Genomic DNA, 24,842 nt, shown 5'->3' with positions numbered 1-24,842 from the left:
AAAATTTCATTAAGGTGTGGGGGTAATTTCAGCACAAGATACCGTGTTTCCATCGTCGTCGAGAGAGAAGTCCATGTGAGTGGGCTGCCCGCCGCCGTAACCAAAAAGGGCCTTCGCGCCTTTGGTGGTGGTAACGGTTTTTGTGCCCAAAAATGGTATATACTGCCCAATGGTGATTGTTATGGTAACCCCTGCATCACCGTTTATAGCAAAACCATTTGGGGAATAGGTTGCCTCTGCCGTTAAATGCGCTTTAAGCCCTCCCTTTACCGTAGTTCCTGTCATGGAGAGCATGCCGGCATCAACCTGGGCGTGTGCGCCAAGCAATGCCATGTAATTTCCTTTCGAAAAATTTGCGCCGACCGAAGCCTCTACGGCCACCGTGGCTTCAAAATAAACCGAAGCTATAGCAAAGTTGGCGGCATCAGTTTCGTGCAGTACTTCCAGGCCGCCTGTTAAGAAGAAACCCTTGAAGTCGGATTTGTTGTCGTCAAGCCAGCATTTGTTATTTTTTGCGGTGCTGTACTTTAATACTGTGTTCTCAGTAGCAGCGTCAATTGGCCGGTTGCCGAAGATAACACCGATATTGATGATACCAAATCCATCAACAAACAATTTTCCGGTGTTAAGCGAACCGTTACCAAATATCTGCATACCGGGCGGCCCCATATTCATTTGCATGTCGCCGGTAAATTCATAAGTGCCAAATTTCACATTGTTCATCTTCAGGTCACCATGTAGTTCCTTCGTGGCAAAATCGTAAGCCAGGTCAAGATCGCCAAGCGGAGTGCTGATTTTATCCATTTTCATCCCCTTGGTATTTATTTGCAAGGCACCAAGCACCTGGAAATCATAATATGAAGGGGTCGACGACATTGGTGCGCCGCCTTTCGCTACACTATTTGATTTCGGATCGTTCATTTGCCCATAAAACTCAAGCGTTGTCCAATCTTTAGTTACATTGTCAACATGCATGTTGTTTTTATCTTCGTCGCCAATAGTTATCGAAACATTATCGTCAGTGGCGGGCCCATCTCCGTCCATATTTAATTTATAGCCCTGGTTTAATACAATTTTGCCCAAATTCGGGTCGCCCGGGCCATCCGTACCATTGGCGCCGACCGAAGCTCCGAAGGACAGCACGCATGGTATCGGATTAAATTTACCTGGCTCAACAACAGTGCCCGCAATAGTGGTAACATAGTTTTTCTCGGGGCTTGCTATAAATTTTGCTCCCTTATCTGATGTGAACTGTACGTAGCCCAGGCCCTCAAATTTTATAGGGTCAAAACTCCCGGCATCCATTTTTAACGTACCGTCGTTATTTGCGGTATACAATAAGCTCAACGGTGAGGTGCCCAGGCGGGGTACGTCAATATTAGCATCGCCGGTAAGGGAAAACGAGCCATTGGCACTGGTTACAGACTTGGGGTTGAAGGTGAATTTGTTATTATTATATAGCTTCATTCCCGACGAAGGCGACAAGCTAACCAGGTTTTCGTTATTAAAACTCACCAGCTGAAAGTAATCTACATTTAGGTTGGTTGCACCTATCTTACCCGGTATTTCCGGAATAGGTATAGTAGCTGCCGGCGATTTGTCGGGCGTAGCGGCCGATAGACGCCAATGCCCGCTATGGTCGCTGCCGCAGGCTGCGTCCCACAATAAATGAGTGTATTGTTCCTGCACGTTGGTCAAATTCAGAATCCCGCCTAAGGCCAGATTTTTAACCTTGAAACTATCTATCACACAAAGGTCGCCCCGCAGGTTAAACAAACCGACAGGCACATCTATCACGCCGGTTTTTATCATACCTGTATGAGAAATTATACCACCAAAATGCGGATCGACCGACCATTTATTTACAATCAATTGCCAGCTTTGCAGGTTAACCACCAATGGCTCCGTTCCCTGACTAGTCCTTATCGAATCCCCGTCGAGCACTAAGTCTTTAATATGTACCCGTACAAAACCCTGGTCGCTGTGCGGCACCTTGCCCTTAACCGTTACGTCAAGGTGAATTTGTTTGGTTTTCCTGTCAATGTAGGAATTTGCAGGGTCAGCTTTCGTCTTTTCAAAACCAATGAAAGAAAAGCTTAACGAATCCAGTGCTGCATCCGAAAGATAATAGTTGATGTTGGTTGCCGCGGTATTAAAAATTGCAGGTATTTGAGGCATTATCTTCGGCCTGTTTCCAGCGCTTTTATCATATAGGTAAAAAGGTATCGGCAACTTTGTGTCTTTGTCCTCGAAACTTAAATACGATGACGGGAAATTGAAGGAGTTATCGGTTATGCTAACATTGCCTTTTATGGCGCCCCCGGTTCCGGTTGGTACCAGCGCAAGCGAAACAGACTGTCCCTTGTAAGTATTTGCGCTTTCTAATTTAACGTTGTAGCGATCGAGATAGTTTAATTTGAGATTGGCGTAACCATTAAGTGGAACGTTATCTAATTGCGGTTCGTATTTGCCATTTTTTAACCCATACAATACTGCTGTTACCCTTATTTTAGTAGTCCCGCCGATCATCTTAAACGGAGAGTTGTTGTTTGTACCCAGGTCGACGATACCGTCAACCAGGTATTGGTTTACTGCAACGGGTTTAGCCCGCTCTATAGCTATCGGGAAGCCCCATATATCTTTTATGTCCGGGGCATTAGCGAACGTGCTTAAATCAAAATTTGCATCCTTACGTCCTTTATTATCGTAAGTAAAAAATTGAGTTACGCCACTAACCACCTTGTTATCTATTGTGGCGTGCATTTCCACCTGGTTGTAACCCGCCGCTATCGGGACTCCCGATATGGTATAGTATCCATTATTATCCGTCCTTGCTTCTAATGCCGCGTTCGAGACAGTACCGCCTTTTTTGGTTGGGTCGTAATCCGAAACATATTCGCCGTTGTAATCTATATAAACTCTTGCATTACTAACCGCATTACCGTCGAGTTTTACATAACCCGATATGGTTGCACCATAACCTATTTCTACCTCATAAACTACCGGCAGCCTGCTTTCATCGTTGGTTAAATTAAATATTTGGGGGATGTAGCCTTGTTTTGCCTGATCGAGTATTTGTATGGTATAATTATTAACCGAAATATTTTCAAAATCAAAGGAAATGGTCTTGTTGGGCTTATCGTAAACAGGCAGGTATTGTTTGTTATTGATCAGGATTTTAAAAGTAGTTACATCAATATCCGTAAACGGCACATGCAGATGAAATTGCATTCGATGATGCCGTTTGTACATTTTTATTAGCGGCACATTGTCGGCATCGTGCTGCGTATATGTTTCTTCAAAATAAGCGGGATCAACGGGGTAAATGGTTAACAAATGGTCACCTTTGTCGGGAACGGGCACAAAGTAAGCTTGCAAAAAGTTGTTGTTGTTTTTGATAGTACTATCGCCGCCAGTAACATAACCCGGCACATTAGCATTCGTGTACGCATCTTTTGTTTTAAACATCAACACCTTATTGGGTTTCATTTTTATCTCGTAGTAGTAATTGTGCCCAACTGCTTTTAACGTGCCGTTTGCGTAGCTTACCTGTGTATAACCAGGTACATCTGCCAATAGCGTTACATATTGTCCGTCTGTCCAGAAAAAATCGTTCGATTGAAAATCGCTGTATTCAAAATATCCATTCGCATCTGTTACCAGGTCTATTTTCGGTCCGAATAAAACAGACATTTTAACCTTCGCGTTGGGGATCGGGCTAACCCCGTTATTCATTAACCTGCCCGATATCCTGCTGAAGCTGGACACGATACTTACTTCAATTGGTTTACGCATTTCATAGTAAGCGCCGTTTGGTATTTTAGGTAACGGAACACTCACCGGGAAAAAATATCCTTCGTTACCTTCAGGACTTGGCGAAACCTGGATCTGGTATTGGTCAGGATCAATCACCATGCGTTGTTTAGCCAAACTTGCCATTTGGTACTGGTTGAAGGTGAACGTAGTGTCAATTACCCACTCAACCTTCTGCGCGTTCGGATCTTTGGCAAATACCGGGCTTATCAACGGTTTCTTGGGATGTGTAAATGAGCCCTCCCCATCGGGCATAAATTCAAGCTTGGGTGCGTCCGAGCGGCGGTAAATCACCATCTTCGCGTTTTGAACCAGCATTGCAGCATCTGCAACCGCATTATCGTCTTTTGGGTTAACGCCTAATACATTGAGGTGTACGCGGGTGTCTGTAAGTTCAAAAACATCACTTTTTATCACGCCCAAATCGGTTGTCTGAAAGGGCTGAACAACAAAATGATCGCTTATTACGGGCGAGCCATACTTGCTGGTTTTTATTTTGGGGATGTCGATATAAAAAAAGCGTTCAACAGAACTTCCGGGATCGCCCGCTATTATTGCTTCCGGTTGTTCCCCGGTATCGGCCGATGGCCCTTTTGATACCCCCTTAGCCGCAGGTATATCTGCGGCACCAACGCTTTGGCCGGCATCTTTGTCAAGTTGTACCAGGCCCGAATTTACCGGAATGTCTGCTGGTGTTTTGGCAAGTTCGCTAAAACTAACGCCAATTTGCACACCGCCGCCTCCTTGTTCAACAGGACCGCCTTTCCCCAATACGTCAACTTTTTTGTATCCGTCTGTTTGTTTTCTGGCTGGATCGTCGCCGTTGTTATCAACCGGGGTTTTAGTTTGTTTGCATCCATTTTCGCCGGTTGGGGTTGCTTTTACACCGTCAATAACCCCCATTTTATACGGGGTAAATACCTCTATATCAAAGTTGCCGTTTGCATCGGTAACGCCCTGCCCCATAATAATATGTTCCTGTTGTTGCGCCGGCTCCCATGGCAAAGTCATAGGTTTCCCCTTGTAGCCGGTAAATGTTTGAGTCCATTTAACAACACTACAAGGGTCTGTATTGGTGTTGTAATCAACACCCAGCTTAATGTACACCTCCTGGTTGGCGTACGGGTGTAAAACACCGGGTAAGCTTGGCCATTGGTACATAACTTTACCCCTAACATGCGAAACCGGCGGCTTTTGCGAAATGATATTATAAGCAAGATTTGAATTAAAGGAAAGATCAGTGGGTTTTACCTCGGGATTAAACCTATATAATACCTCGGGGCCGGCAAGTTGCTCCTTTATATTCGACCCTGTGTCCGGTATTATTGCTTTTACATAGTATTCATCGCCCTCATAAAAATTACAAAGCATATTGGTGAATACCACATTTGAATTTCCTGCCGCTCCGCCTTGCGTCACTTCATCAGCCACAACTATGTATCCGTTTTTATCTAACGGCCTTCTTTTGGCATCGGTTTCAAAGTATGGGATGTTGTTTGACTTCTTTTTTCGAAATAATATAACATGGGTGCCATCAGGAATGCGCCCCAACGGGTCAACAGTGAAATTATCAACAGGTATATCCAGGTTAAAATCAGACGTGGTACCGAAAACGTTTTTATAGTCGGCCTCACTTATTTTCTTCGGAAAACCTTTTGTTAAATGTACTGTAAGCTTGTTGGTGTACGCCTGGGTATTTACATCACCCAAGCGCAGGGTATCCTGCAAGGGCATTACTTTATTGTTTGATGTAACGTAGCGTAATGAGGGTATTACATACGTCCCGTTATTATCAAGCGGCTTATAATATGGGCTGTTTATGCGTACGAGGACGTTTTTTCGCCCCGTATCTGATGCTGACAGTGTTAGTTTTGCCGTAAAATTTCCTGCGTCGTCCGTAGTAACAGAAACATATTGCTTTGCCTGGTCTATTGTTTTTACGGTACTGCTGTTAACAATTTGTAAAGTAATGCTGGTGTTGTTGGCGCCAAAATACCTGCTTTTATCCAATGTGTAAGCCAGCCGCCCGCTAATGTTTAACTGCGGTGTTCGTTCAGCACCTTCGTCAAGCAGCATCCATTCGCACGAGGTGGTCTTGTCAAGCACGTTCAGATTATTATCGTAGGCTGTTACAGTAACCTGGTATTTTTCGCCGGTGACAAAGCCTTTTGCAACAGCATCGGCTTGTGACAGCGAAAAATTCTGGACCGGTGCATTGGTAGTAAAAGTAATCACCGGGTGCTCCTTCTTTATTTTACCAAAGTCTGTCACCCGCAAAAAGTCAATCTTATAACGTTGTATTTTCACCATTCCATTGGCGGTGGCCATTTGGGTATAATGGTTTACCAGTTGGGCGTCCAGTGTATCAAATTTCTTAATTGATTCTATTTGTTCACGCCATAGCCAGGCCACTTTCAAATCTGAGTGTTGCCCAATGATAACCGTTGGGTTTTTGATGCCGCACGATGGTGATACCACATTTAAATTATTGGCTATTTGTCCATTGTCAGTAGTAGGCGATGGTTTGTTTTCACCATAGGTAAAATATGAAGCAGCGCTTACCCCATTATTTTTAAAGATTGTCTTCCCGCTGGGATCTGACGCGGTAACCCGCCAGGCATAGCGCTTGCCAGGCTTCAGCTGCAGGTTAAGCACGTTATAAAAGTAGCTCAAACCTGAAACATTTTGCGAAAGCAGCGGCAGGGCGGTAGCGTTTAGCACCTGTGTTGGGTTTACCGCAATGTCCGGCATTTCGGCCATGGTGATATTATACACAGTGCCTACTGGTACCAGGTTGGCATTGAACCAATTAAAGATTATTGATTGGGGATTTGTTGCCGATACGGTTGAGGCATTTGCTGGGGCTGCCAGTTGTGGCGCTTCGGGGTAAATAATAGAAATAGGCGAACAGCTTGCCGCATTTGAGGACAGCACATTTTGTGGATTTGCGTAATCAACAGCCTGCAGGCAAAGGTCGTAATCACCTTCCGGCAGACGCGAAGATACTGCCAGTTTTGCCTTGTCAATACCGGTCACACTAATAGCGTTTACATCAAAGATATTCTTAAGGGCGGTACCGTTTAACTGCTTTATTTCGAAAGGGGCTAATATTATAGCCTGTAACGGGACGTAGTTTGTATAGGTGGCTAACCTCACGTTGTTCCCTTTTCCGGTTAGCTGCCCTGCAAGTTTTATCTTCAGTACCCTGCCGGTTAAGTTTTGAACAGTTATTGCAACCTTTGAAGCATTAACGCCATAATAATCGGAATAGTAGGGAGAATATGGCGGAAAGACATTTACGGTAACGTTTACACTCGGTGTCAATAGCGCATATGCACTGGTTGTAGTGCTTATAAGAAGCAACATGGCTACAGTTAAAAAGTACGTTATGCTTTTAACCTGTTTGGTGCATCTCTTAGTTGGGTACTTATTAAATTGCATGTTTTAAAAAGTATGTATTAGGTTAAATGATGATCGTATTTCATTAAATGAGGGTAGGGTAACATCTTTAGAATTGCTTCTTAAATACATTATCATAATACTTGCTGCATTATTTTTCGAAATTCGGTATTGACTGCTTAAGGTTCCATTAATTACATCGCCCGCGTTTAGTCCGTTATTGTGCTGCAATTGATAAGCCAATGAAACATTAAAATCAAGCTTACCGCCATCCAACTGCTTACCCGCCCCAACTGATGGTCCATATAGAATAGTTCTCATTACCACAATATTTGCCACGGTATAGCTAAAGTTGGTATTAATGTTAAATGCATGCTTGTTAAAGCTTACCTGGTAGGACACGTTGGCTGTTTTGCTGTTAGTTTGGTTCTGACCCGATGTGAACCTGTTGAGATCAACAACCGACTGAACACTGCCGATGAGCGCTATATTTTGCGTAATAAGTGTATCACTTATAGTGTACCTTAACAATGCATTAACATTGTAGTTGGTTCGCGCTACCCTGAACGTATCTATAACCGGGTTAAGGCCTCTATCCTGTGTGATGCCGTAGTTGGAATACCGTAAGTCAATGCCATATTGGGGTTTATTGAACGATGCTCCGAATGAGCTGATATCGCGGTGCGAAGTGTAGGGCTTATCATGCAACAGGTTGTCATTCTGAAAACCCAGGCTGCCTGTTAAACGCACCTGATTTTTCATTAAGTTAACGGAGCCCAGCACGGTATAATTGGCTACGTCCGTTTCAAAATAATACGCCCCCATCGATTTATAATCAGGGTCAATCCTGCGGTATTGCAGGCCCACAGTATAGTTTTTGGCCTGGTAATTTAAAGCGGTTTGCGCCGCGGTAAGCAATTGGGTAGATGCGTTGACCGAGATGAGCTTTTTTATAAAATTTAATTTATCGAGCGAGAGGTTCTGGATAGTGTCGTCAAGCTTATTACGGGTATAAACACTCCCGGCTACGTCCATATCCCAGACAAAATGTTTTAGGAACGAAAATTTTGATGTTATTCCCAAAACAACATTTTCAGCAGGGTGCAATCCGGTAGCTGCAGGGATATTTTTTAATGAATTAGGGTCGTCTTTCGCGTTTAAAAATGTAACATCAATATGGTTGCGTTCTGTACCATAGCCAAACTTTGCAGCATAGCCGGTACGCAGGTATGTAGGTGTTTGAAATGATAAAGGTTGTGTTGAATTTTCATCAATAGCCTTGTTAAGCCGCCCATAAACAAAGCCCAGGCGCAGTTTTCCGGGGTTTAGTTCAACACCCGCGCCAAGCAAATTATAACCCGCCATGGAAAACTCCGACCATTGAATGCTCTGCCAGCCCAAATGCAACGTCACCCACTTATAAGCAGGGCTTATTCCGTACTGGTTAAACGGCTGCCTGAAACCGCGTTGCTGATCGCTCACCACTATGCTGAACGGAAAACTCACACCATAAATTGATATCACCGGTGCGCCGCTAAACAGGTACGAGAAGCTGTGTTCGCGCGGGTCAATACCGCTGGACGAATAAGTACCGAGTCCCAGCCCCAAACTTCCGTTGATAACAAAAGGCTTTTGAGCGCCGAGTTGCGAAACGTCCTGCGCTTTAACCGCAAAGTTTAATAGCATTAACTGTATAAAAAACAGGGTACTATAAGCTAATTGTTTCATTTGTTTGGGCAAGGTGAACGGTAAGGCAAGTAAAAAATGTGTGCCGGCGTTTCACCGGCACATCAGGGTTTATTTTATAGATTTAAAACTTTTATCGCTTAAGTGTAATTGCTGCATGGTGTGGGTTAATGGCTGCCTGCGGGTGGTCCCTAAATCTCCCGCCTGGGTGCCTGGCACCACCACCACCCTAACTTTGTCTATATTAAACATTGCTGAAGGGGCCGTGCTTGTATTAGCGATATCGCACTTCACTTCTATAAAAAGTCCATCGGCTGACGTAATAGTCTTAAAGGTATAGTACTGCAGGTTGTTAGGTGCTAATGCGTTAGTGTATGACAGTTGGATCCAACTACTGTTAGCTCCCGTAGGTGTGATATGAAGGTAAACCAAAACAATGCCGTGGTCAACGCTGGTCGCAACCGAATCGGGAAGCTTAAATGAATTAGCTGCAATAAGAGGCCCGCCTGGTTTTTGATAACTTAAAACAAATGTTGTCGGTGGTCCCGATGTAATTGCACCGGATGGAACTGCCCAATTTAACACAGAGCCTGCCAGGGTTTCAAATGCGGTGACGTTTGCGCCGCCGGATGAGGCTGTTTTTAAAGAAACACCTGCTCCCCAGGCGCCTGCAGTTTTCGGTCCATAAAACAAATAGGTGTTTACATCAAGATAAAAGTCACCGTCGTTCCCTAGTGTGTTTGCCGGAGCCCCGGTTCCGTTAAGAATAGTATTGCCGTTGGCCCCTGCAGCCCCGGTATTACCGGTGGCACCCGTTGCCCCAACTAATGAAGTTGGAGTACCCCAGCCAGTGCGGCCTTTTGGCCCGTAAAGTGTTCTATTGGTTTTGTCAAAATAATAATCACCTGTTGCGCCTACCGATGGGTTGGGCACACCGTTACCGCTGTAAATAATGCTGCCATCAGCACCCGCCGGCCCCACCGGACCTTGTGCACCCTGGGCACCCATCAGCAAAACGCTGGTTGACCATGCATTTCCGGATTTTGGACCGTATAACCTGTATGTTGTAATGTCCAGGTAATAATCGCCGTTTTTGCCCACCGTGTTCGATGGTATGCCGCTACCGCTCAAAACTGTATTCCCGTTCGTGCCATTTGCACCTGTAGCGCCTGTAGCACCCATAAGTACGGTGGGCGTACTCCATCCTGTATTTGTTTTAGGCCCGTATAAGGCACCTGCGGTTTTATCAAAATAGTAATCGCCATTGTTGCCAAGCGCTGCTCCCGGTGCGCCATTCCCGCTGTATATGATACTGCCATCAGCGCCTGCGGGGCCAACGGGTCCCTGCGGCCCTTGTGCGCCTTTTAACAACACACGGGTTCCCCATGTATTTCCGGCTTTAGGCCCATAAAACAGGTAAGTGCTTATATCCAGGTAAAAATCGCCGTTTTGACCAACCGTGTTTGAGGGCGCTCCGTTTCCGCTTAATATGGTTGAACCGTTTGTTCCGTTACTTCCATTTGAGCCGTCCGGACCTTTTAACGAAGTAGCCGTGCCCCAGCCGGCAGCAGTTTTCGGCCCGTAGAGGCCGCCTGATGACTTGTCAAAATAATAATCGCCGTTTTGACCAAGCCTGGCCGATGGAACGCCTGTGCCACTATAAATAACACTGCCGTCGGCCCCAGGAGGGCCAACCGGGCCCTGAACGCCCTGCGCACCCATTAATAACAGGCCAGTGCCCCACGAAGTATTTTTTGGGCCATAAAGTAACAGGTTAGTTTTATCAAGATAGTAATCACCAACTGCACCCAGCGCTTGGGAAGGGACACCTGTTCCATCAAATATTTTGCTGCCTGGTGTACCAGCTGCGCCGGTAGCGCCGGTTGCCCCAGTTTGCCCTGTACCGCCTACCAATGGTATGGGATCGCCCCAGGAGGCTCCCGTCTTCGGGCCGTATAATTTCCCGGAAGATTTATCAAGGTAATAGTCGCCAGCCTTACCAACGGTGTTCGCAGGCACTCCATTACCACCATAAATTATCGAGCCATCCGTTCCTGCCGGGCCTGCCGGACCGGGAGATCCCGTATCACCTTTTGCACCTGCCGGCCCTGCAACACCCGCTGGCCCCGCAGCACCTTCAGGACCCTGAAGCCCTTCTTTGCCGCAGGATGCTATTACAATATATATTAATGAGAAATAGATAAATAAAAGTCTGGTTTTCATAAATCGCAGGTTTATAACTATGACAAAGGTGGTTCACGGTAGTAAAACTGCAATTTAACCGGCGTTTGGGCAACGCATAAGTATGTGAAAATTGGTAAAATAATTATAAAGAATAATATTATAATATTATTCTTTATATGAATGTCCTTATTAAATCAGTTTGTCGTTAAGCGCTTTAACGATAGCCTCGGAACGGGAATGCACCTCTAATTTTTCATAAACGCAACGGATGTAGGAGCGTACCGTGTCAACTGAAATGAAATGTTTTGCAGCTATCATTTTATAAGTTAGTCCTTTTACCAGGCCGGCAAGCACCTCGGTTTCACGTGTATTTAAGTGTACTTTTTCTTTTTTATTTGGCTGCTGGTTTTGTACGTTTTGGAATATAATGCGGGCAATAGATGGTGTAAGCGGCGAGCCGCCTTTATATAGTATTCTGATGTTCTCCAGTATATTCTCGGGTATGGCGCTTTTTATCAAATAGCCGGTTGCGCCTGCATAAATAGCCTCCATTATTTTGTCTTCCTGCTCAATAACTGTGAGCATTAAAATATTTATGAAAGGATATTTTTCTTTTATGCGGCGTGTATATGATATGCCGTTTTCGCCCGGTAGGTCTATATCCATCAGTATCACGTCAGGTACCTCATTATCGCTGAAAAAAATTTCGGGTTTGCAGTGGTCGTCATCGCCTACACAAATAAAATCGTCAGACAAGGCTATCAGGCTTTTAAGCGCCTGACGCAGGTTTGTATTATCTTCAACTATCAGCACCTTTATTGGCATAGCCATCTAATTTAACTCAAATAATTATTGGTATTCCTCACATACTTATGTGATTTTGCAAATAATATTTATTTCGGTTCCCTCACCGGGTGCCGTAATAACGGTCAGTTTACCCTTAATCTCGGCGGCCCTTTTATGCATGTTCGCTAACCCGTTGCCCGGCCTTTTGCTTTCATATTTAAACCCGTATCCATTATCAGTTACCTGCATCAGCAGCGTTTTATTATTGTTTAGTTTAAACGTTACATGAATGTTGCCGGCACCGCTGTATTTTACCGCATTGTTAAAAGCTTCTTTAAATATTAAAAATAAGTTTTTGCGCTTAACCATATCGGTTTTAATATTGTACAGGCTCTCATCCATTAAAAAAACAAGTTGTGTTTCTTTTGCCTCGGCAACCGGGTAACTAAACTCTTCCATGCGCTGCATCAGTTTATATAAATTGTCATTCTCTGGTTTAATAGTCCAAACCATATCATTCATTGAGTTTATCATAGCCCGGGCGCGTACGCCGATATCGCCAACTAAAGTTTTTGCCCCGGCCAGGTCCGTATCAGTTTTTTGCACGGCTACTTCGCTAAAAATGGAAATACTGCTCAGCGTGCTACCCAAATCATCATGAAAGTCTGAAGCTATGTTTTGACGTATGGTTTCAATAGCCTTTAAATGCGCTATTTTATACTGGTATAGCAGGTATAAAATTGATGCAATTACTAATACTATAAAGGCCATAAACCACCACGTAGCCCAAAAAGGCGGTGCTATAACAAAACTCAGCGAAGCGATCACCGGATTCCAGTTGTTATTTTTGTCGCCGCTTTGAACGTAAAAAGTATAACTGCCTGAAGACAGTTGTGCGTAATTAGCGCTCCGTTGGTTCTCCGGGTATTGCCAGTCTTTATCGGCGCCTTTAAGCCGATATCTGAATTTGATATTGTCGGGACTACTGTATTGGAACGCGGTAAAAGGTATATTTATAGAGTTATCGGTATAACTAAAACGTAGTTTTTTATTTGAATAGCCATTTAAAACCGGCTGGTTGTTTACTGACAATCCTTCGATTATTGGCTCAGAAACTTTTAGCCGTTCCTGAGCGCCTGATTGGTAATAGGCATAGCCGCCCATAAAACCAACTGCCATGTCATGTCCAATAGCGCTGAAAGATGACTTTGGCACTACTCTCATCAACTCGTTATCCGTTTCAACCTGCGCAGCTTTAAGCGTATTAAAATCAAATTTCATGAGGCCAACCTCAGTGCCTAACAAAATGTCCCTGCCGCTGACACCTGCTGCTATGCAAGTTGGTTTAACTAAGCCCGCCAGCTTGTTAATTATTCTGAAACTTTTACTCTGCCGGTCAAAAATAGCCAAACCACTAAGCACCGAGCATAAAATATTATTCCCATCTTTGGCAATTTCAAATGTGTAATAATCTTTATAAGGCTTTCCGTTATAACGCCTAACTGTTTTTGTTGATGTGTTAAAATTGATCAATCCGTTCCGGGAGCCTATCCAAAGTTCCCCGTTATCATAGAATCCGTTAACAAGGTCTGTTGCATGCACGTGGAGCCCCCCTTCATCTTTGTCGCTGGCTATTTCAACAGTAATTTTTTTTTCTGCTAAATCATACCTGAATAATCCCTTATTGGTAGTTATATAACAATCCCCTCTATCAGTTAAAATAATTTTTCGGATGTAGCAACCGAGGGAAAGTGAATCAGGAAGCGGCAAGGCTTTCATACTAATAATGCCCTTTTCGGGCGACCACTCCATTATTTTTTTGGATGTAACCAGCAGCCACCTATGTTTCGAGATAGGAGCAAAGTCATTAATCTGACGCATTTCGGGGGTGGTGCAATATGATTTTTCAATTGTTTTGGTACCCCAGTCAATGCGCACCATTCCCCGGTTATTACAGGACAGCCAAACTTTTGAGCTATCTCCCGGGTCTTGTGCTATTTTGGTCACACTTTGCTCTTCTACTTCTTTTTTATCAAGATAACGTATTTTCCATTGCTGGTTATGTTTACTTAACAGGCTGATCCCCGTTTGCATAGCCATCCATAATCTGCCTGCGTTGTCGGTAAACATGCCGAGAATTATGTTGGTGGGAAGCGAGTAAGGGTTGTTTTCGTCGTGCAGATAAGTTGCCTCTATTCTTTTTTCCGCCGTATTATAAACCATAAGCCCCTTGCCATCGGTTGCCATGTAAAGGTGCCGCTTGTCCTTGTCATCCGACAAAAAATGTAAATCATCCACCTCAATATCTTTAGTTTCGGGACTTATAAGGGTGATTTCTTTTAGGTTTTTCAACTTAAACAAGCCCAGGGTGGTGCCCAGAAGCACTTCGCTGCCAGTGCCGATGGCTGTATATACTTTTACCAGCGAATTATTATAAGTGAGTATCATTTCACTATACGTATCCTTAACTGTATTGTATAAATATACTTTTTGCCTGCTTGAAACCAGCAATGTGTGTTTATTAACCATGTACGAGCAGAGCGGATCGATAACACTAACGAGGGATGTATAGGTTATTTTAAGCGTGCGGACATTGATTTTTGCGAGTCCGTAGTCACAAACAAACCATAAATAATCGCCGTTAACGGATAATGCATGGGCAAATATAAAAGGCGCCTTTTTGCCGCCCGGTTGAATGTAGACGAAGCTATCGCTATCATCGTCATAATAGCTCAATCCTCCTGAACTGGCCCAAATGCGCCCGTCATTATCGGCTATAATATGGGCATAACTATCCTTAATGGTGTGCACAGTGGTATTAAAGCTGCTGAATTGCACCGTTTTATAGCCATCAAAACGCTGAACGCCTGCGCCGCTAGTCCAAACATAGCCGCGCTTATCTACCGCAATGCTTAATATTTGGCGGCTTGTAAAATGATTTTGACTATTAAAATTTTCAAAGCGGACGTCTGGGGCAGGCGTAAGTGATTGACTTCTTACAATCAATGGCAAAACAAGCAATAAAATACATCGGTAAAATTTATACACAGTTTTAAAACGGATAGTATTGCTTTATTAGATATAAGGTTCTTTCTGTTTATCAACAATATACCTAAATTAAAATCTTATAAACAATTATCATTAAAATAATAAAAGTTTTTACAACACATCGTATTAAATATTTTGTGCTGCGCCAATGCTTTTTTAAATCGGAAATAGATTTGCCAAGCAAAATCTGGACGGATATCATAACTTTATCGATATAGCCTTAGTAAACTACACGCAATAAATAGCTCATTCGCTAACTTATATCCTTACGCTTTTGGCTGCCGGTATTGGACTGATTATTTTGCTGACCACAAAATATACTACCCCGGCATTTTTTAAATTATTTTTTGCGTGTTTGGTTGTGGGCTTGGGTATAGGGTAAGAGTTCTAAAGATGTAGAAATTCAACCTATTGAGGAATAAGCATCCCGGTAAGAATCAAGCTCTAAAATCGTCGTTTAAACGAAGATAAAACACTCTTTGAAATAAAACGTCCTTAAACGATAGGAGTTTTGAAAAATATCGAACTCTATTTTTCGAACAAGAAAAACGCTGAAATACATTATAAATCAATTAATTTAAATAACAAAAAAAGGAAACATTCTGTTAAGAACATTTCCTTCAGTGGTCCCGACGAGAATCGAACTCATATCTAGAGTTTAGGAAACTCCTATTCTATCCGTTGAACTACGGGACCTTTATTTCGGCTTGCGGGTATTCGTTTTCGGATTTACCGGTTACTATACCCATAATTTGTGCAAATGTGCGAATTATAGATGATTTGTCAAAAACATTTGTGCTTCATCTGTATATCTGCATGATAGCCGTCCGTTTATCTCACCACCGAACCGTTGTGCATTTCATCCGCCGGCATTACAAAGCTGAGCTTGCCGTCGGCATTTTCTGCCATCAGGATCATCCCCTGCGAAAGGATGCCTTTTATTTCACGGGGCTCCAGGTTTACCAGCACGCTAACTTTTTGGCCTATTATGGCTTCCGGTTCAAAATACTCGGCAATGCCGGATACGATGGTGCGGGTGTCAATACCTGTATCAATGCTCAATTTCAGCAGCTTTTTGGTTTTGGCTACCTTTTCGGCAGCAACAATTGTTCCCGTGCGGATGTCCATCGTGGCGAACGACTCATAGCTGATATTCTCTTTTGCAGGCACTATCGCCGGCACTGGCGGCGCGGTGGCGGCCTTTTTATCAGCCAATTTTTGAATCTGTGCTGCGATCACCTCATCTTCCACTTTCTCAAACAGCAATGCCGGCGCATTTAGCTGATGCCCGCTTTCAAAGGCCATCTCCCTATCAAAAGCTATCGCGCTGAATGGCAGGTTAAGCATGTCCAGCACCTTTTTCACTGTGGCAGGCAAAAACGGCTGCAGGCAAGCCGCTAAATGCCCTATCAATATCAAGCTATTCTGCAGGGTTTCTTTGGCTTGCTCTGGGTTAGTCTTAATGGTTTTCCAAGGCTCGTTCTCGGTAAGGTAGCGGTTGCCTAAACGGGCTATATCCATTACGCTTTGCAGTGCCTGCCTGAAACGGTAGGCCTCAAGGTTAACCTCTATCTCATCGTAAAACCGGCTAAGTTCCGCGTTAATGTGTTTATCCGTAAGTACAATTTTACCGGTTTCACTTTCAATTTTACCGTCGTAAAACTTGTGCATCAGTATCATTACGCGGTTAACGTAATTGCCCAAAATAGCAACCAATTCGTTATTTACACGGGCCTGGTAATCTTTCCAGGTAAACTCGCTGTCGCTTGTTTCGGGTAATATCGATGTCAGCACATAGCGCAGTTCATCCTGTTTGCCCGGAAACTCTTCCAGGTACTCGTGCAGCCACACGGCATGGTTGCGCGATGTTGAAAGCTTATCACCCTCCAAGTTCAGGAACTCATTGGCAGGCACATTCTGCGGCAGGATGTATTCGCCGTGGGCATGCAATATTGATGGGAAGATGATACAATGAAACACAATATTATCTTTCCCAATAAAATGCAGCAGGCATGATTCATCTGCTTCATTCTCCTGCTTTTTCCAATACAGCTTCCAGTCCTTACCATTGTCAATGGCCCATTGTTTAGTGGCCGAGATGTAACCTATCGGCGCATCCATCCAAACGTATAGCTTCTTGCCTTTGGCTTCTTCCAGTGGCACGTCAATGCCCCAGTCAAGGTCGCGGGTCATGGAGCGGGGCTGCAGGCCCGATTTAAGCCACGACTTGCACTGCCCGAACACGTTCACCTTCCAGTCGCCCTCCTTGGTATCAATCCACTTCTCCAGCCAGGGCTGGTACTTGTCAAGCGGCAAAAACCAATGCTTGGTAAGCTTTAAAACCGGGGTTTTGCCGCTCAGGGTTGATATCGGGTTAATCAGGTCTGTTGGATTTAATGATGTACCGCAATTTTCGCACTGGTCGCCGTAGGCATTTGGGTTGCTGCAGTTAGGGCAGGTGCCGATGATATACCGGTCGGCCAGGAACTGCTGGTAATCTTCATCAAAATATTGCTCTGAAAACTTCTCCACAAACTCGTCCTTTTCATACAAGTTCAGAAAAAACTCCTGCGACAGGTCATGATGAATGGGCGATGACGTGCGGTGATAGATATCAAAAGAGATCCCAAACTCTTCAAAGCTGGTTTTTATCTGGTTGTGGTATTTGTCAATGATGGCCTGTGGGGTGGTATTCTCCTTTTTGGCTTTGATGGTTATGGCCGCGCCATGCTCGTCTGATCCGCAAATGTAAACTACATCTTTATGTTTGAGGCGCAGGTAGCGCACAAAAATATCGGCGGGCAGGTATGCCCCTGCGAGGTGCCCGATATGCAGTGGGCCATTAGCATAAGGCAAGGCAGACGTAACCGTGAACCGTTTGAATTTATTAAGCTTCGACATTATGTGGCAAAGATACTTTTTTAGTCGCGAAAGTCCGAAAGCCTGTGCATACTGATGGCGGGTTGCCGATGCCAAAAGCACCCTGGAACAGGCTTGTTCCGCGGAACAAGTGTGCACAAGTGGAACAGGTGGAACAAAGTGGAACAGTAACAATAGTTAATAAAATTTCATTTATAGAAATTTTGGCCATGTTTTACCAAAAATCCACAGATTCAGCCTGTTCCAGCTGCTGATTGCACAAAGGTGGAACAAGCGAAACAACACCCGCGAAAAGTCCAAAAGTTTTTTTTAATATTGATCATGCAAAACGCTGCCGCATCTCCTTTATTTCCGCCTTACTTAAAAGCGGGCGACAAAATTGCCATCACCTGCCCTGCAAAAAAATTACCCAACCCTATGACGGATGCCATAAAACTGCTGCAATCCTGGGGACTGGAAGTGGTTTTGGGTGATACGCTAACTGCTTCCTGTCACCAGTTTGCCGGCGACGATGCCTTCAGGGCCAAAGACATGCAGCGCTTTATTGATGACGACAGCGTTAAGGCTATCATTGCGGCACGCGGCGGCTACGGAACCGTCAGGATGATCGACCTGGTGAATTTCGACCGGTTCGCGCAAAACCCCAAGTGGGTGGTAGGCTTCAGCGATATTACCCTGCTTCACAGTCATCTATTTGCCAATTTTAATGCCCCCGGCATTCACGGGCAAATGCCCATGACCATCCCCGATGCATCCGCGCGTTCACTGGATACTTTACGTAAAGCATTATTTGGCGAAGAGATCAGCTACCGCCTGGCGCCCAATGCTTTAAACCGGCAGGGGGAAGCAGAGGGCGTGCTGATAGGCGGCAACCTCTCCATGCTGCTATCAGCCTCAGGCTCCGTTTCGGAACCGGATTACGCAGGGAAGATCTTATTTATTGAAGATATAGGCGAGTACCTGTATGCTGTTGACCGCATGCTCCGCACCCTGAAACGGGCGGGTAAACTACAACACCTTAAAGGCTTGATTGTAGGCGGCTTTACCGACCTGAAGGATAACGACATCCCCTTTGGCCAAACCGTTCCCGAAATGGTGATGGAGGTGGTAAAGGCTTACCAGTACCCGGTTTGCTTTGATTTCCCCGCCGGGCACGTGGCCGATAATTGCAGCCTGGTGTTAGGTAAAAAATTAAATTTATCAGTAACCGGTACGGGGGTAAATATTACTTATCCCTAAATTTGTTGCAACCCCTATCCAAAACCATACATTATCTAAATAAAAAAGAATGGCGCTTTTAAACAAATTAGGAAATTACAGAAATTTTGGCCTCCTCATTATCAGGGTTGGCCTGGGGCTCATGTTTATTTTTCATGGCTATCCTAAACTCCTGGGCGGGCAAAAGGAATGGGAACAAACCGGCAGTGCTATGGGCTACGTGGGCATCCATTTTTTACCAACGGTATGGGGCTTACTTGCAGCACTTACAGAAACCGTTGGTGGTGTTTTGTTAATCCTGGGACTTGGCTTTAGGCTGGTATGTTTACTTATGGTAATCAACCTGTTGGTAGCAATTGAGTTCCACCTTCACCAAAGCGGCGAAATGGGCGGCCTGATGGGAGCATCCCATGCTATTGAAGATTGCATTATGTTTGCAGGTCTGCTTTTTGTTGGCCCCGGCAAGTACAGTGTGGATAAGAAATAATTTTAAACTAAGGGGACCCTGCGTTAAACAGGGTCCGTTTTTACGCTAACATACACAAACTGTTATCGTATTGCACTTAGTACCTGTCATTGAGCAATTGCTGTAACCGCAGCCCGAGCAATGCGCCGTCGGGTCCACATCCGAACAAGTTAAATAATAATCGCCGGCGCTGCCACTGTAGCAATTCCATTGGTACTTTTGCGCCCCGCCCGAAATTCTTTTCATTTCATCCCTCGATAATTTTTCCCTGATAACTGATGCATTTTTCATACTTGTTGTGGTTAAGGTTAATATTAATCTAAAGTTAACTATTTTACATCCCCCCGCTATATCATTTCAAAACTAACTTATTCACAAAGGTTTACAACTATTGTTAGTTTTACCTCTAAGCAAATTAGCCCACTGTTATCAGGTAATACACCCTGGATAAAAAATCATATTTCTCCGTTAATATTTATGAAAGATTGGAATGGATTTTGTAATTTTAGGTTAATATCCTAACTGACCTGATTCGCAACTATGAATACAATTCTTCATTATTCACCCACCTTTTGGCCGCCTGGTAATCGTACACTTTATTCAGTTCACCATTATATTTTATGTATTTATGAATAAGAATAATTTCGTCCTTTACCTTTCAGGAATAGCCCCGTTATCCGGGCCGCTGAAGCAGGAGTTGTTTGAATTACTGCACGAGGAAAATTACAAGCCCCGGCAAATTCTATTTTCGCCGGGGCAGCAGGAGAACCGCTTGTGCTTTATCCAAAACGGCTTTGCCCGAAATTACTATTACGACGCATTTGGCAACGATCAAACCGTGAGGTTTTGGCACACCGGTGACATCCTCCTGTCTTACCAGGGCTACTGGGGCCAGCCGGCATACTTTTACACCGAAATAATGGAAGCCACCAAATTGGTGTCGTTAAAATATGACGACCTGCGCATGCTGCTTATCAAATTCCCCGAAACAGCCGTACTGGTTAAAACCATAGTCAGCAGGTATCACCAGGAGGAGAACCAGAAACAACGGTTAATTTCTTTAAGTGCAGAACAGCGCTTCCGCGAGATGAGAAAAAACAACCGGCTGGTATTTCAGAAAGCACCGTTAAAAATTATTGCATCCTACCTCAACATGAGCAGGGAAACATTAAGCAGGATGATTTCAAAAGGCTAATGCCTTCCGTTTAATCAATAATTAAGTTTGTGATAATTGCCTAATCTGGTTGTGACTTTTATCACACCTAAGGTTGCTCGCTTAGCTTAACTTTATTAAAAGTAAGCCATCTGTCCACAATGGCTTATAAACAGTCTTACTTATTCACAAAAATTAAATATTATGAAAAAATCGATTATTTTGACTTTTGTATTAGCGACAACAATTGCTTTTTGCGGAAACCAAAGCGCAAATGCTTCTAAAAAAAGCACGTGTTCCAGCGGCGTGGAGGTTACGATTAATAAAATTAACCTTCCATTAGTTAAACCAAAGCCACTTTTGCAATTTGTAGGCGGAGTGCCTGACCCCCTTAATTCAGCTATTATTTATGATTTGTATGGGTCGAGCTCCAGTGTCACATCCGTTACTGTTTTCAATAACGGAACACAGCAATTTGGCACAGGTGCCACAGCCACGGGCTCCTACAGACAAGAAGGAACAACTACATTTTTTATTTTAAATGTTACAATTTACAGAGGTAATGGAACTTCATTTACATTCTTTGGAACTGTTGATATATCGTAATTCAACTGCAAAAATTCCATTGTATTATTAAGCGCTTTATAAAATAACAAAGCCGGAGTTTCAATTTCCGGCTTTGTTATTTTATCGATAATCTATGCTACTTAATCAGGCTGTTCCCCAAATCCCTCACATAATCCTCATCAACATCCCTTGATCCCTGTGAGGCTATAAAAGCATCTGCTTCGCCTCCCAAAAGTTTCTTCAACGCACTCTTTTTAAGCGAGATGGCTTGTGGTTTCCCATCGGCGCCAACAAAATAATAGCGTTCCACATCTACATACTCATCATACCGATGGCCCATCTCCAGCACGCCATCGGTATGAAAATCAGCCCGCTGTAATTTGGTGTCAATTTTTTTGTAGATCTTGTATTTAGGGGTGCTTACCAACACTTCAACAAACGGTTTTCCGTTTATTGCCGGTGCGTTTTCATAAACATGGGCATGCCCTTTTCTGTCAAATAAACTAAAGCTTTTAATCTGGTCGGGAGATACCTGCGCCATTGACTTGCCGTCGTTGGTATAAATGATGCTTCCGTTCAATTTATCATAGTTGTAAAAATTGGTATTCTCAAATATGATCGTCTCATTTTTTCCAATACCAAAGGCGGGTACCCAATCGCTGTAAAGGTAGCGGCTGCCCCTTGTGGCTTCCTGTTGAAAACCCTCCCTTACCGTTTGAACACCCACACCCTCTGCAACCAACTGCTGCCTGGCCTGTAAAAACCCGCTGTTTGCATTTTGTTTGATTGAATTAAGTGAACTTACCCCATCGGTAACCGCATCGGCGGGCAATACCACGTTCACGTTGGTTTTATTTTCAATCCGTACATGGGTCTCCTTATAATTAACTGCCGAAACCTGCAGTGCCGAAGCGGGGTCTGCCTTTAATACAAATGAGCCTGTCGAATCGGCAAAAGTGGCGTAATTATGCTGGGCGTCGCGTACAAAAGCATAGGGAACCGGTTGCCCTTTTTGATTGTTAACCGTGCCGCTTACGGCAACAGTTTGCCCTAAAGCAAATGTGCCTGACAGCACAACTATTGAAATAGTAGTAATAATTTTCATATTTATTGAATAAAGTTCAAGGCTTAAATATACCAACAATTACAAAACAAAAACCTGTAATCAATGGTATTAGCGCCCATTTTTAAATTATCAGGTAAAAAATTTGTTACAACACAAGGAATTAAAAATCCTCTCGCAGCTAGCGCTAAGCCATTCCGTAATTGCCAGGCCCGCTGCCAGCAGCGGCTTTAAAGCAAACGCTACCCTATGCAGATTGAGGAGTAAAAAAGCCATGGTTATCCGTCAGGAATCTCTGGGTCCCAATGAGACGAAGTTACTTGCGAGTTCTTATTGGCAGTTCTTTATAAACTGAAAGCAAGGTCCCTCACATAATCCTCATCAACGTCTCTGTCGCCCTGGGCGCTTATAAATTTGTCCGCGTCGCCAGCCATTAATTCCTTCAGCGTTTTCTTTTTTAATGAAATTTGCTTCGGTTTATCTCCCGGGAGCCTTACAAAGTAATAATGCACTGCGTCGTCATACTCGTCATACCGATGGCCGGATTCTATAACCCCGTCGGTATGAAAGTCTGCCCTTATCAGTTTGGTATCCGTTTGTTTGTATATTTTATACCTTGAGGTGCTTAATAATACCTCGGTAAATGGCTTGCTGCTTACCGCAGGTGCGCTTTCAAAAATCTGCGGGTATAATTTCCCATTAAATAAACAAAAATATTTTATTGCCTGTTTGTTCACCTGCATAATCCGCTTCAGATCCTGTGTATAGAGCAGGTCGCCGCTAGTTTTATCGTAATTGTATAAATTGTTAATATCATACAGCAGGGAGTCACCGGCGCCAACGGCAAAGCCATGCACCCAATTGGCAAAAAGATAAGGGCTGCCTTTGGTAGGTTCCTGGTTAAAACCGGCCTTAACCGCCGTACTTGATCCGCTTTGGTTAACCAGCGGTTCTTTATTTGAAAAAGCAGCAGCAGCCCCCGCATTGGTTGCTCCGGCAGTAGAAGATGCGCCGTTTGCTGACGATGAGTTCCCTTTAGCCATCACTATATTAATTGTGCTTTTACCATCAATTTTTACCTTCGTATCAGCATAACCGGCAGCAATAGCGATCAATGTGGATGATGGATCAGCTTTAATCCGGAAGGCTCCGCTGGAGTCTGCATAAGTAGCATAAAAGTGCTGTGCGTCCCTAATAAACACCAGGGGAACATGTTGCCCCTGGTCATCTTTAACGGCCCCGGTTATAGCAATAGTTTGGCTAAAAGCGTTGACGCCGCTAACAATTATAATAAATGACAGCAAGAAATTTTTCATAGTATTATAAATTTAAAACCTGGAATACAGCTAAATACGTAAAACGAAAAATCAGCTCAAATATTCTTTAAGCTATTAAGTACGCTGATGTTTTATTCTGTTTGTAATTTGCGCAAACATCACGGCTTAACAAATATAATTCATAAAAAAGCCGCCCACAACTTAAATGGGGCGGCTTGGTAGTATCAATCAATACAATAGTTACTATCTTGAACCGTTGTAAGTAAGCGTTACGTGCGCTTGTCTGCTTGATCCGGTCGGTGGCGGCGCACCTCCATACCAGGCAAAATTCAATACAAATGTCTTGGTAGCAGGGTCATAATAATTATCCTGATCAGCTATATTTTTCAAATTTGGGTTACCTGATGCAGTCACTGTAACTTTATTAGTTGCAGGATCTACAGCAAGTTGTAAGCCGGCAATACCGCCTACACCCGAACCATCTGCCCAATAAATTGAGAAGAAATTGCTGGTAGGGCCATTAGTTATAACATCGCTGGTCTTGCCGGCTACAATAGTGCCATTCAAAGAACCAACTTCAGCATCCCCGCCTGCTACATACCGCTGAACGGTTCCGGAAATATTATAATTCCCATCATACGCATTTTTAACAGCGATGGCTGCTGCCACCACACTATAACCAACCTTTTGGCTGAGGCTGCTAAGACTGGTTATTTTATAAACAGCACCGTAGGTTTTTGAAAGATCCAGCTTGCTGCCATCAACTTTGTAAATTACATTTTTAGCAAACTGACCGGGTGCAAACTTTACAGTTAATTGGGTACCATCGCTGTTAACAGATATGCCGTCAGCGCCTGCATAAACGCCACCCGATGCTATATCAGCAGCAGTTGGAAAAGTATATAAATCACTGGTAAAAGCTGTTAGCCCAGAGCTGGCACTAGAGTCAGCATCAGCCGTAAGTGTAACAGTTACTGCCTTTTGTAAATCAGCACTATTGGCTGCATCGCGCCTGATCGTGAAAAGCACAACAGTCTTAATGTCATTAAATACATCAAAATATTGAGTGTAAGGACTACCATTGGCTTCGGTAATGTACACATATGACTTCCCTGACGAAAGGGTTTCGGTTCCTTTAAACGGATCTTTCCGGCAAGCGCTAAAAAGAACCATCAGCGAGCAGCTAAGGAACGTATATTGTAAAAATTTATTTTTCATTTCAATAATTTTTAAATGTTAATGAGCTATCATGAGCATTACCTCTTTTAACTGAGCCGCCGCTCATGATAGTTTCAACTATTT

The 24,842-nt window shown here is 43.8% G+C and carries 14 protein-coding genes and 1 tRNA gene; 4 read left to right on the top strand and 11 right to left on the bottom strand.

The genetic code is table 11. The features are described from left to right. Window positions 1–9: 9 nt before the first annotated feature. From MuYL_RS03080 to metG, 7 genes are all read right to left on the bottom strand, one after another. Complete coding sequence (locus MuYL_RS03080; RefSeq protein WP_157740564.1) at window positions 10–7,179, bottom strand: hypothetical protein; 7,170 nt, start codon at window positions 7,177–7,179, stop codon at window positions 10–12. Window positions 7,180–7,257: 78 nt separating this feature from the next. Next, window positions 7,258–8,940 carry a hypothetical protein gene (locus MuYL_RS03075; RefSeq protein WP_094569129.1) on the bottom strand — a complete coding sequence of 561 codons (1,683 nt, stop codon included), beginning with the start codon at window positions 8,938–8,940 and terminating at the stop codon, window positions 7,258–7,260. A 69-nt stretch (window positions 8,941–9,009) separates the two neighbouring features. After that, on the bottom strand, window positions 9,010–11,121 hold the full coding sequence (locus tag MuYL_RS03070; protein WP_094569128.1) for a collagen-like domain-containing protein: 2,112 nt from the start codon (window positions 11,119–11,121) through the stop codon (window positions 9,010–9,012). A gap of 150 nt (window positions 11,122–11,271) precedes the next feature. Next, complete coding sequence (locus tag MuYL_RS03065) at window positions 11,272–11,913, bottom strand: response regulator (protein WP_094569127.1); 642 nt, start codon at window positions 11,911–11,913, stop codon at window positions 11,272–11,274. A 39-nt stretch (window positions 11,914–11,952) separates the two neighbouring features. Continuing rightward, window positions 11,953–14,916: a sensor histidine kinase gene (locus MuYL_RS03060; RefSeq protein ID WP_211710236.1), complete on the bottom strand. Its 2,964-nt coding sequence runs from the start codon at window positions 14,914–14,916 to the stop codon at window positions 11,953–11,955. 624 nt (window positions 14,917–15,540) lie between these two features. Further along, window positions 15,541–15,612: transfer RNA gene (locus MuYL_RS03055), tRNA-Arg, on the bottom strand. 135 nt (window positions 15,613–15,747) lie between these two features. Then, window positions 15,748–17,817, bottom strand: a complete 2,070-nt coding sequence (metG, locus tag MuYL_RS03050) for a methionine--tRNA ligase (protein WP_094569125.1) — start codon at window positions 17,815–17,817, stop codon at window positions 15,748–15,750. Between the two features lie 300 nt (window positions 17,818–18,117). On the opposite strand from metG, the gene MuYL_RS03040 reads away from it, so the two are divergent. Then, a complete protein-coding gene (locus tag MuYL_RS03040) occupies window positions 18,118–19,035 on the top strand; it encodes a S66 peptidase family protein (RefSeq protein WP_094569123.1) in 918 nt (305 codons plus the stop codon). 49 nt (window positions 19,036–19,084) lie between these two features. Next, window positions 19,085–19,501 (top strand): DoxX family protein, encoded by a 417-nt coding sequence (locus MuYL_RS03035; RefSeq protein ID WP_094569122.1) that lies wholly within the window; start codon window positions 19,085–19,087, stop codon window positions 19,499–19,501. 45 nt (window positions 19,502–19,546) lie between these two features. On the opposite strand, the gene MuYL_RS23085 is transcribed toward MuYL_RS03035, so the two are convergent. After that, window positions 19,547–19,771 carry a hypothetical protein gene (locus MuYL_RS23085; RefSeq protein WP_157740560.1) on the bottom strand — a complete coding sequence of 75 codons (225 nt, stop codon included), beginning with the start codon at window positions 19,769–19,771 and terminating at the stop codon, window positions 19,547–19,549. A 337-nt stretch (window positions 19,772–20,108) separates the two neighbouring features. On the opposite strand from MuYL_RS23085, the gene MuYL_RS03030 reads away from it, so the two are divergent. Both MuYL_RS03030 and MuYL_RS03025 read left to right on the top strand, forming a co-directional pair. After that, a complete protein-coding gene (locus MuYL_RS03030) occupies window positions 20,109–20,675 on the top strand; it encodes a Crp/Fnr family transcriptional regulator (protein ID WP_094569121.1) in 567 nt (188 codons plus the stop codon). A gap of 162 nt (window positions 20,676–20,837) precedes the next feature. After that, on the top strand, window positions 20,838–21,239 hold the full coding sequence (locus MuYL_RS03025) for a hypothetical protein (protein ID WP_094569120.1): 402 nt from the start codon (window positions 20,838–20,840) through the stop codon (window positions 21,237–21,239). Between the two features lie 97 nt (window positions 21,240–21,336). Here MuYL_RS03025 and MuYL_RS03020 read toward each other — a convergent pair whose 3' ends face one another. The 3 genes from MuYL_RS03020 to MuYL_RS03010 form a co-directional block, all read right to left on the bottom strand. Next, complete coding sequence (locus MuYL_RS03020) at window positions 21,337–22,305, bottom strand: carboxypeptidase-like regulatory domain-containing protein (RefSeq protein WP_157740558.1); 969 nt, start codon at window positions 22,303–22,305, stop codon at window positions 21,337–21,339. A gap of 302 nt (window positions 22,306–22,607) precedes the next feature. After that, entirely contained in the window at window positions 22,608–23,579 is a 972-nt protein-coding gene (locus MuYL_RS03015; RefSeq protein ID WP_094569118.1) for a hypothetical protein, read from the bottom strand. 204 nt (window positions 23,580–23,783) lie between these two features. After that, the gene (locus MuYL_RS03010) at window positions 23,784–24,758 is read right to left on the bottom strand and encodes a BT_3044 domain-containing protein (RefSeq protein ID WP_094569117.1); all 975 of its coding nucleotides are present in this window, start codon (window positions 24,756–24,758) and stop codon (window positions 23,784–23,786) included. Between the last annotated feature and the right edge of the window lie 84 nt (window positions 24,759–24,842).

The organism is Mucilaginibacter xinganensis, from assembly GCF_002257585.1.
Classification (GTDB): Bacteria; Bacteroidota; Bacteroidia; order Sphingobacteriales; family Sphingobacteriaceae; genus Mucilaginibacter; species Mucilaginibacter xinganensis.
The sequence above is the reverse complement of the archived record's forward strand: the minus strand, read 5'-3'. Positions and strand labels throughout refer to the sequence as shown.

Bases quoted from the DNA above. Each gene is read 5' to 3' on its own strand.
- MuYL_RS03080 (WP_157740564.1), bottom strand. From the start codon at position 7,179: ATGTTGCTTCTTATAAGCACTACAACCAGTGCATATGCGCTATTGACA.
- MuYL_RS03075 (WP_094569129.1), bottom strand. From the start codon at position 8,940: ATGAAACAATTAGCTTATAGTACCCTGTTTTTTATACAGTTAATGCTA.
- MuYL_RS03070 (WP_094569128.1), bottom strand. From the start codon at position 11,121: ATGAAAACCAGACTTTTATTTATCTATTTCTCATTAATATATATTGTA.
- MuYL_RS03065 (WP_094569127.1), bottom strand. From the start codon at position 11,913: ATGGCTATGCCAATAAAGGTGCTGATAGTTGAAGATAATACAAACCTG.
- metG (WP_094569125.1), bottom strand. From the start codon at position 17,817: ATGTCGAAGCTTAATAAATTCAAACGGTTCACGGTTACGTCTGCCTTG.
- MuYL_RS03040 (WP_094569123.1), top strand. From the start codon at position 18,118: ATGCAAAACGCTGCCGCATCTCCTTTATTTCCGCCTTACTTAAAAGCG.
- MuYL_RS03035 (WP_094569122.1), top strand. From the start codon at position 19,085: ATGGCGCTTTTAAACAAATTAGGAAATTACAGAAATTTTGGCCTCCTC.
- MuYL_RS23085 (WP_157740560.1), bottom strand. From the start codon at position 19,771: ATGAAAAATGCATCAGTTATCAGGGAAAAATTATCGAGGGATGAAATG.
- MuYL_RS03030 (WP_094569121.1), top strand. From the start codon at position 20,109: ATGAATAAGAATAATTTCGTCCTTTACCTTTCAGGAATAGCCCCGTTA.
- MuYL_RS03025 (WP_094569120.1), top strand. From the start codon at position 20,838: ATGAAAAAATCGATTATTTTGACTTTTGTATTAGCGACAACAATTGCT.
- MuYL_RS03020 (WP_157740558.1), bottom strand. From the start codon at position 22,305: ATGAAAATTATTACTACTATTTCAATAGTTGTGCTGTCAGGCACATTT.
- MuYL_RS03015 (WP_094569118.1), bottom strand. From the start codon at position 23,579: ATGAAAAATTTCTTGCTGTCATTTATTATAATTGTTAGCGGCGTCAAC.
- MuYL_RS03010 (WP_094569117.1), bottom strand. From the start codon at position 24,758: ATGAAAAATAAATTTTTACAATATACGTTCCTTAGCTGCTCGCTGATG.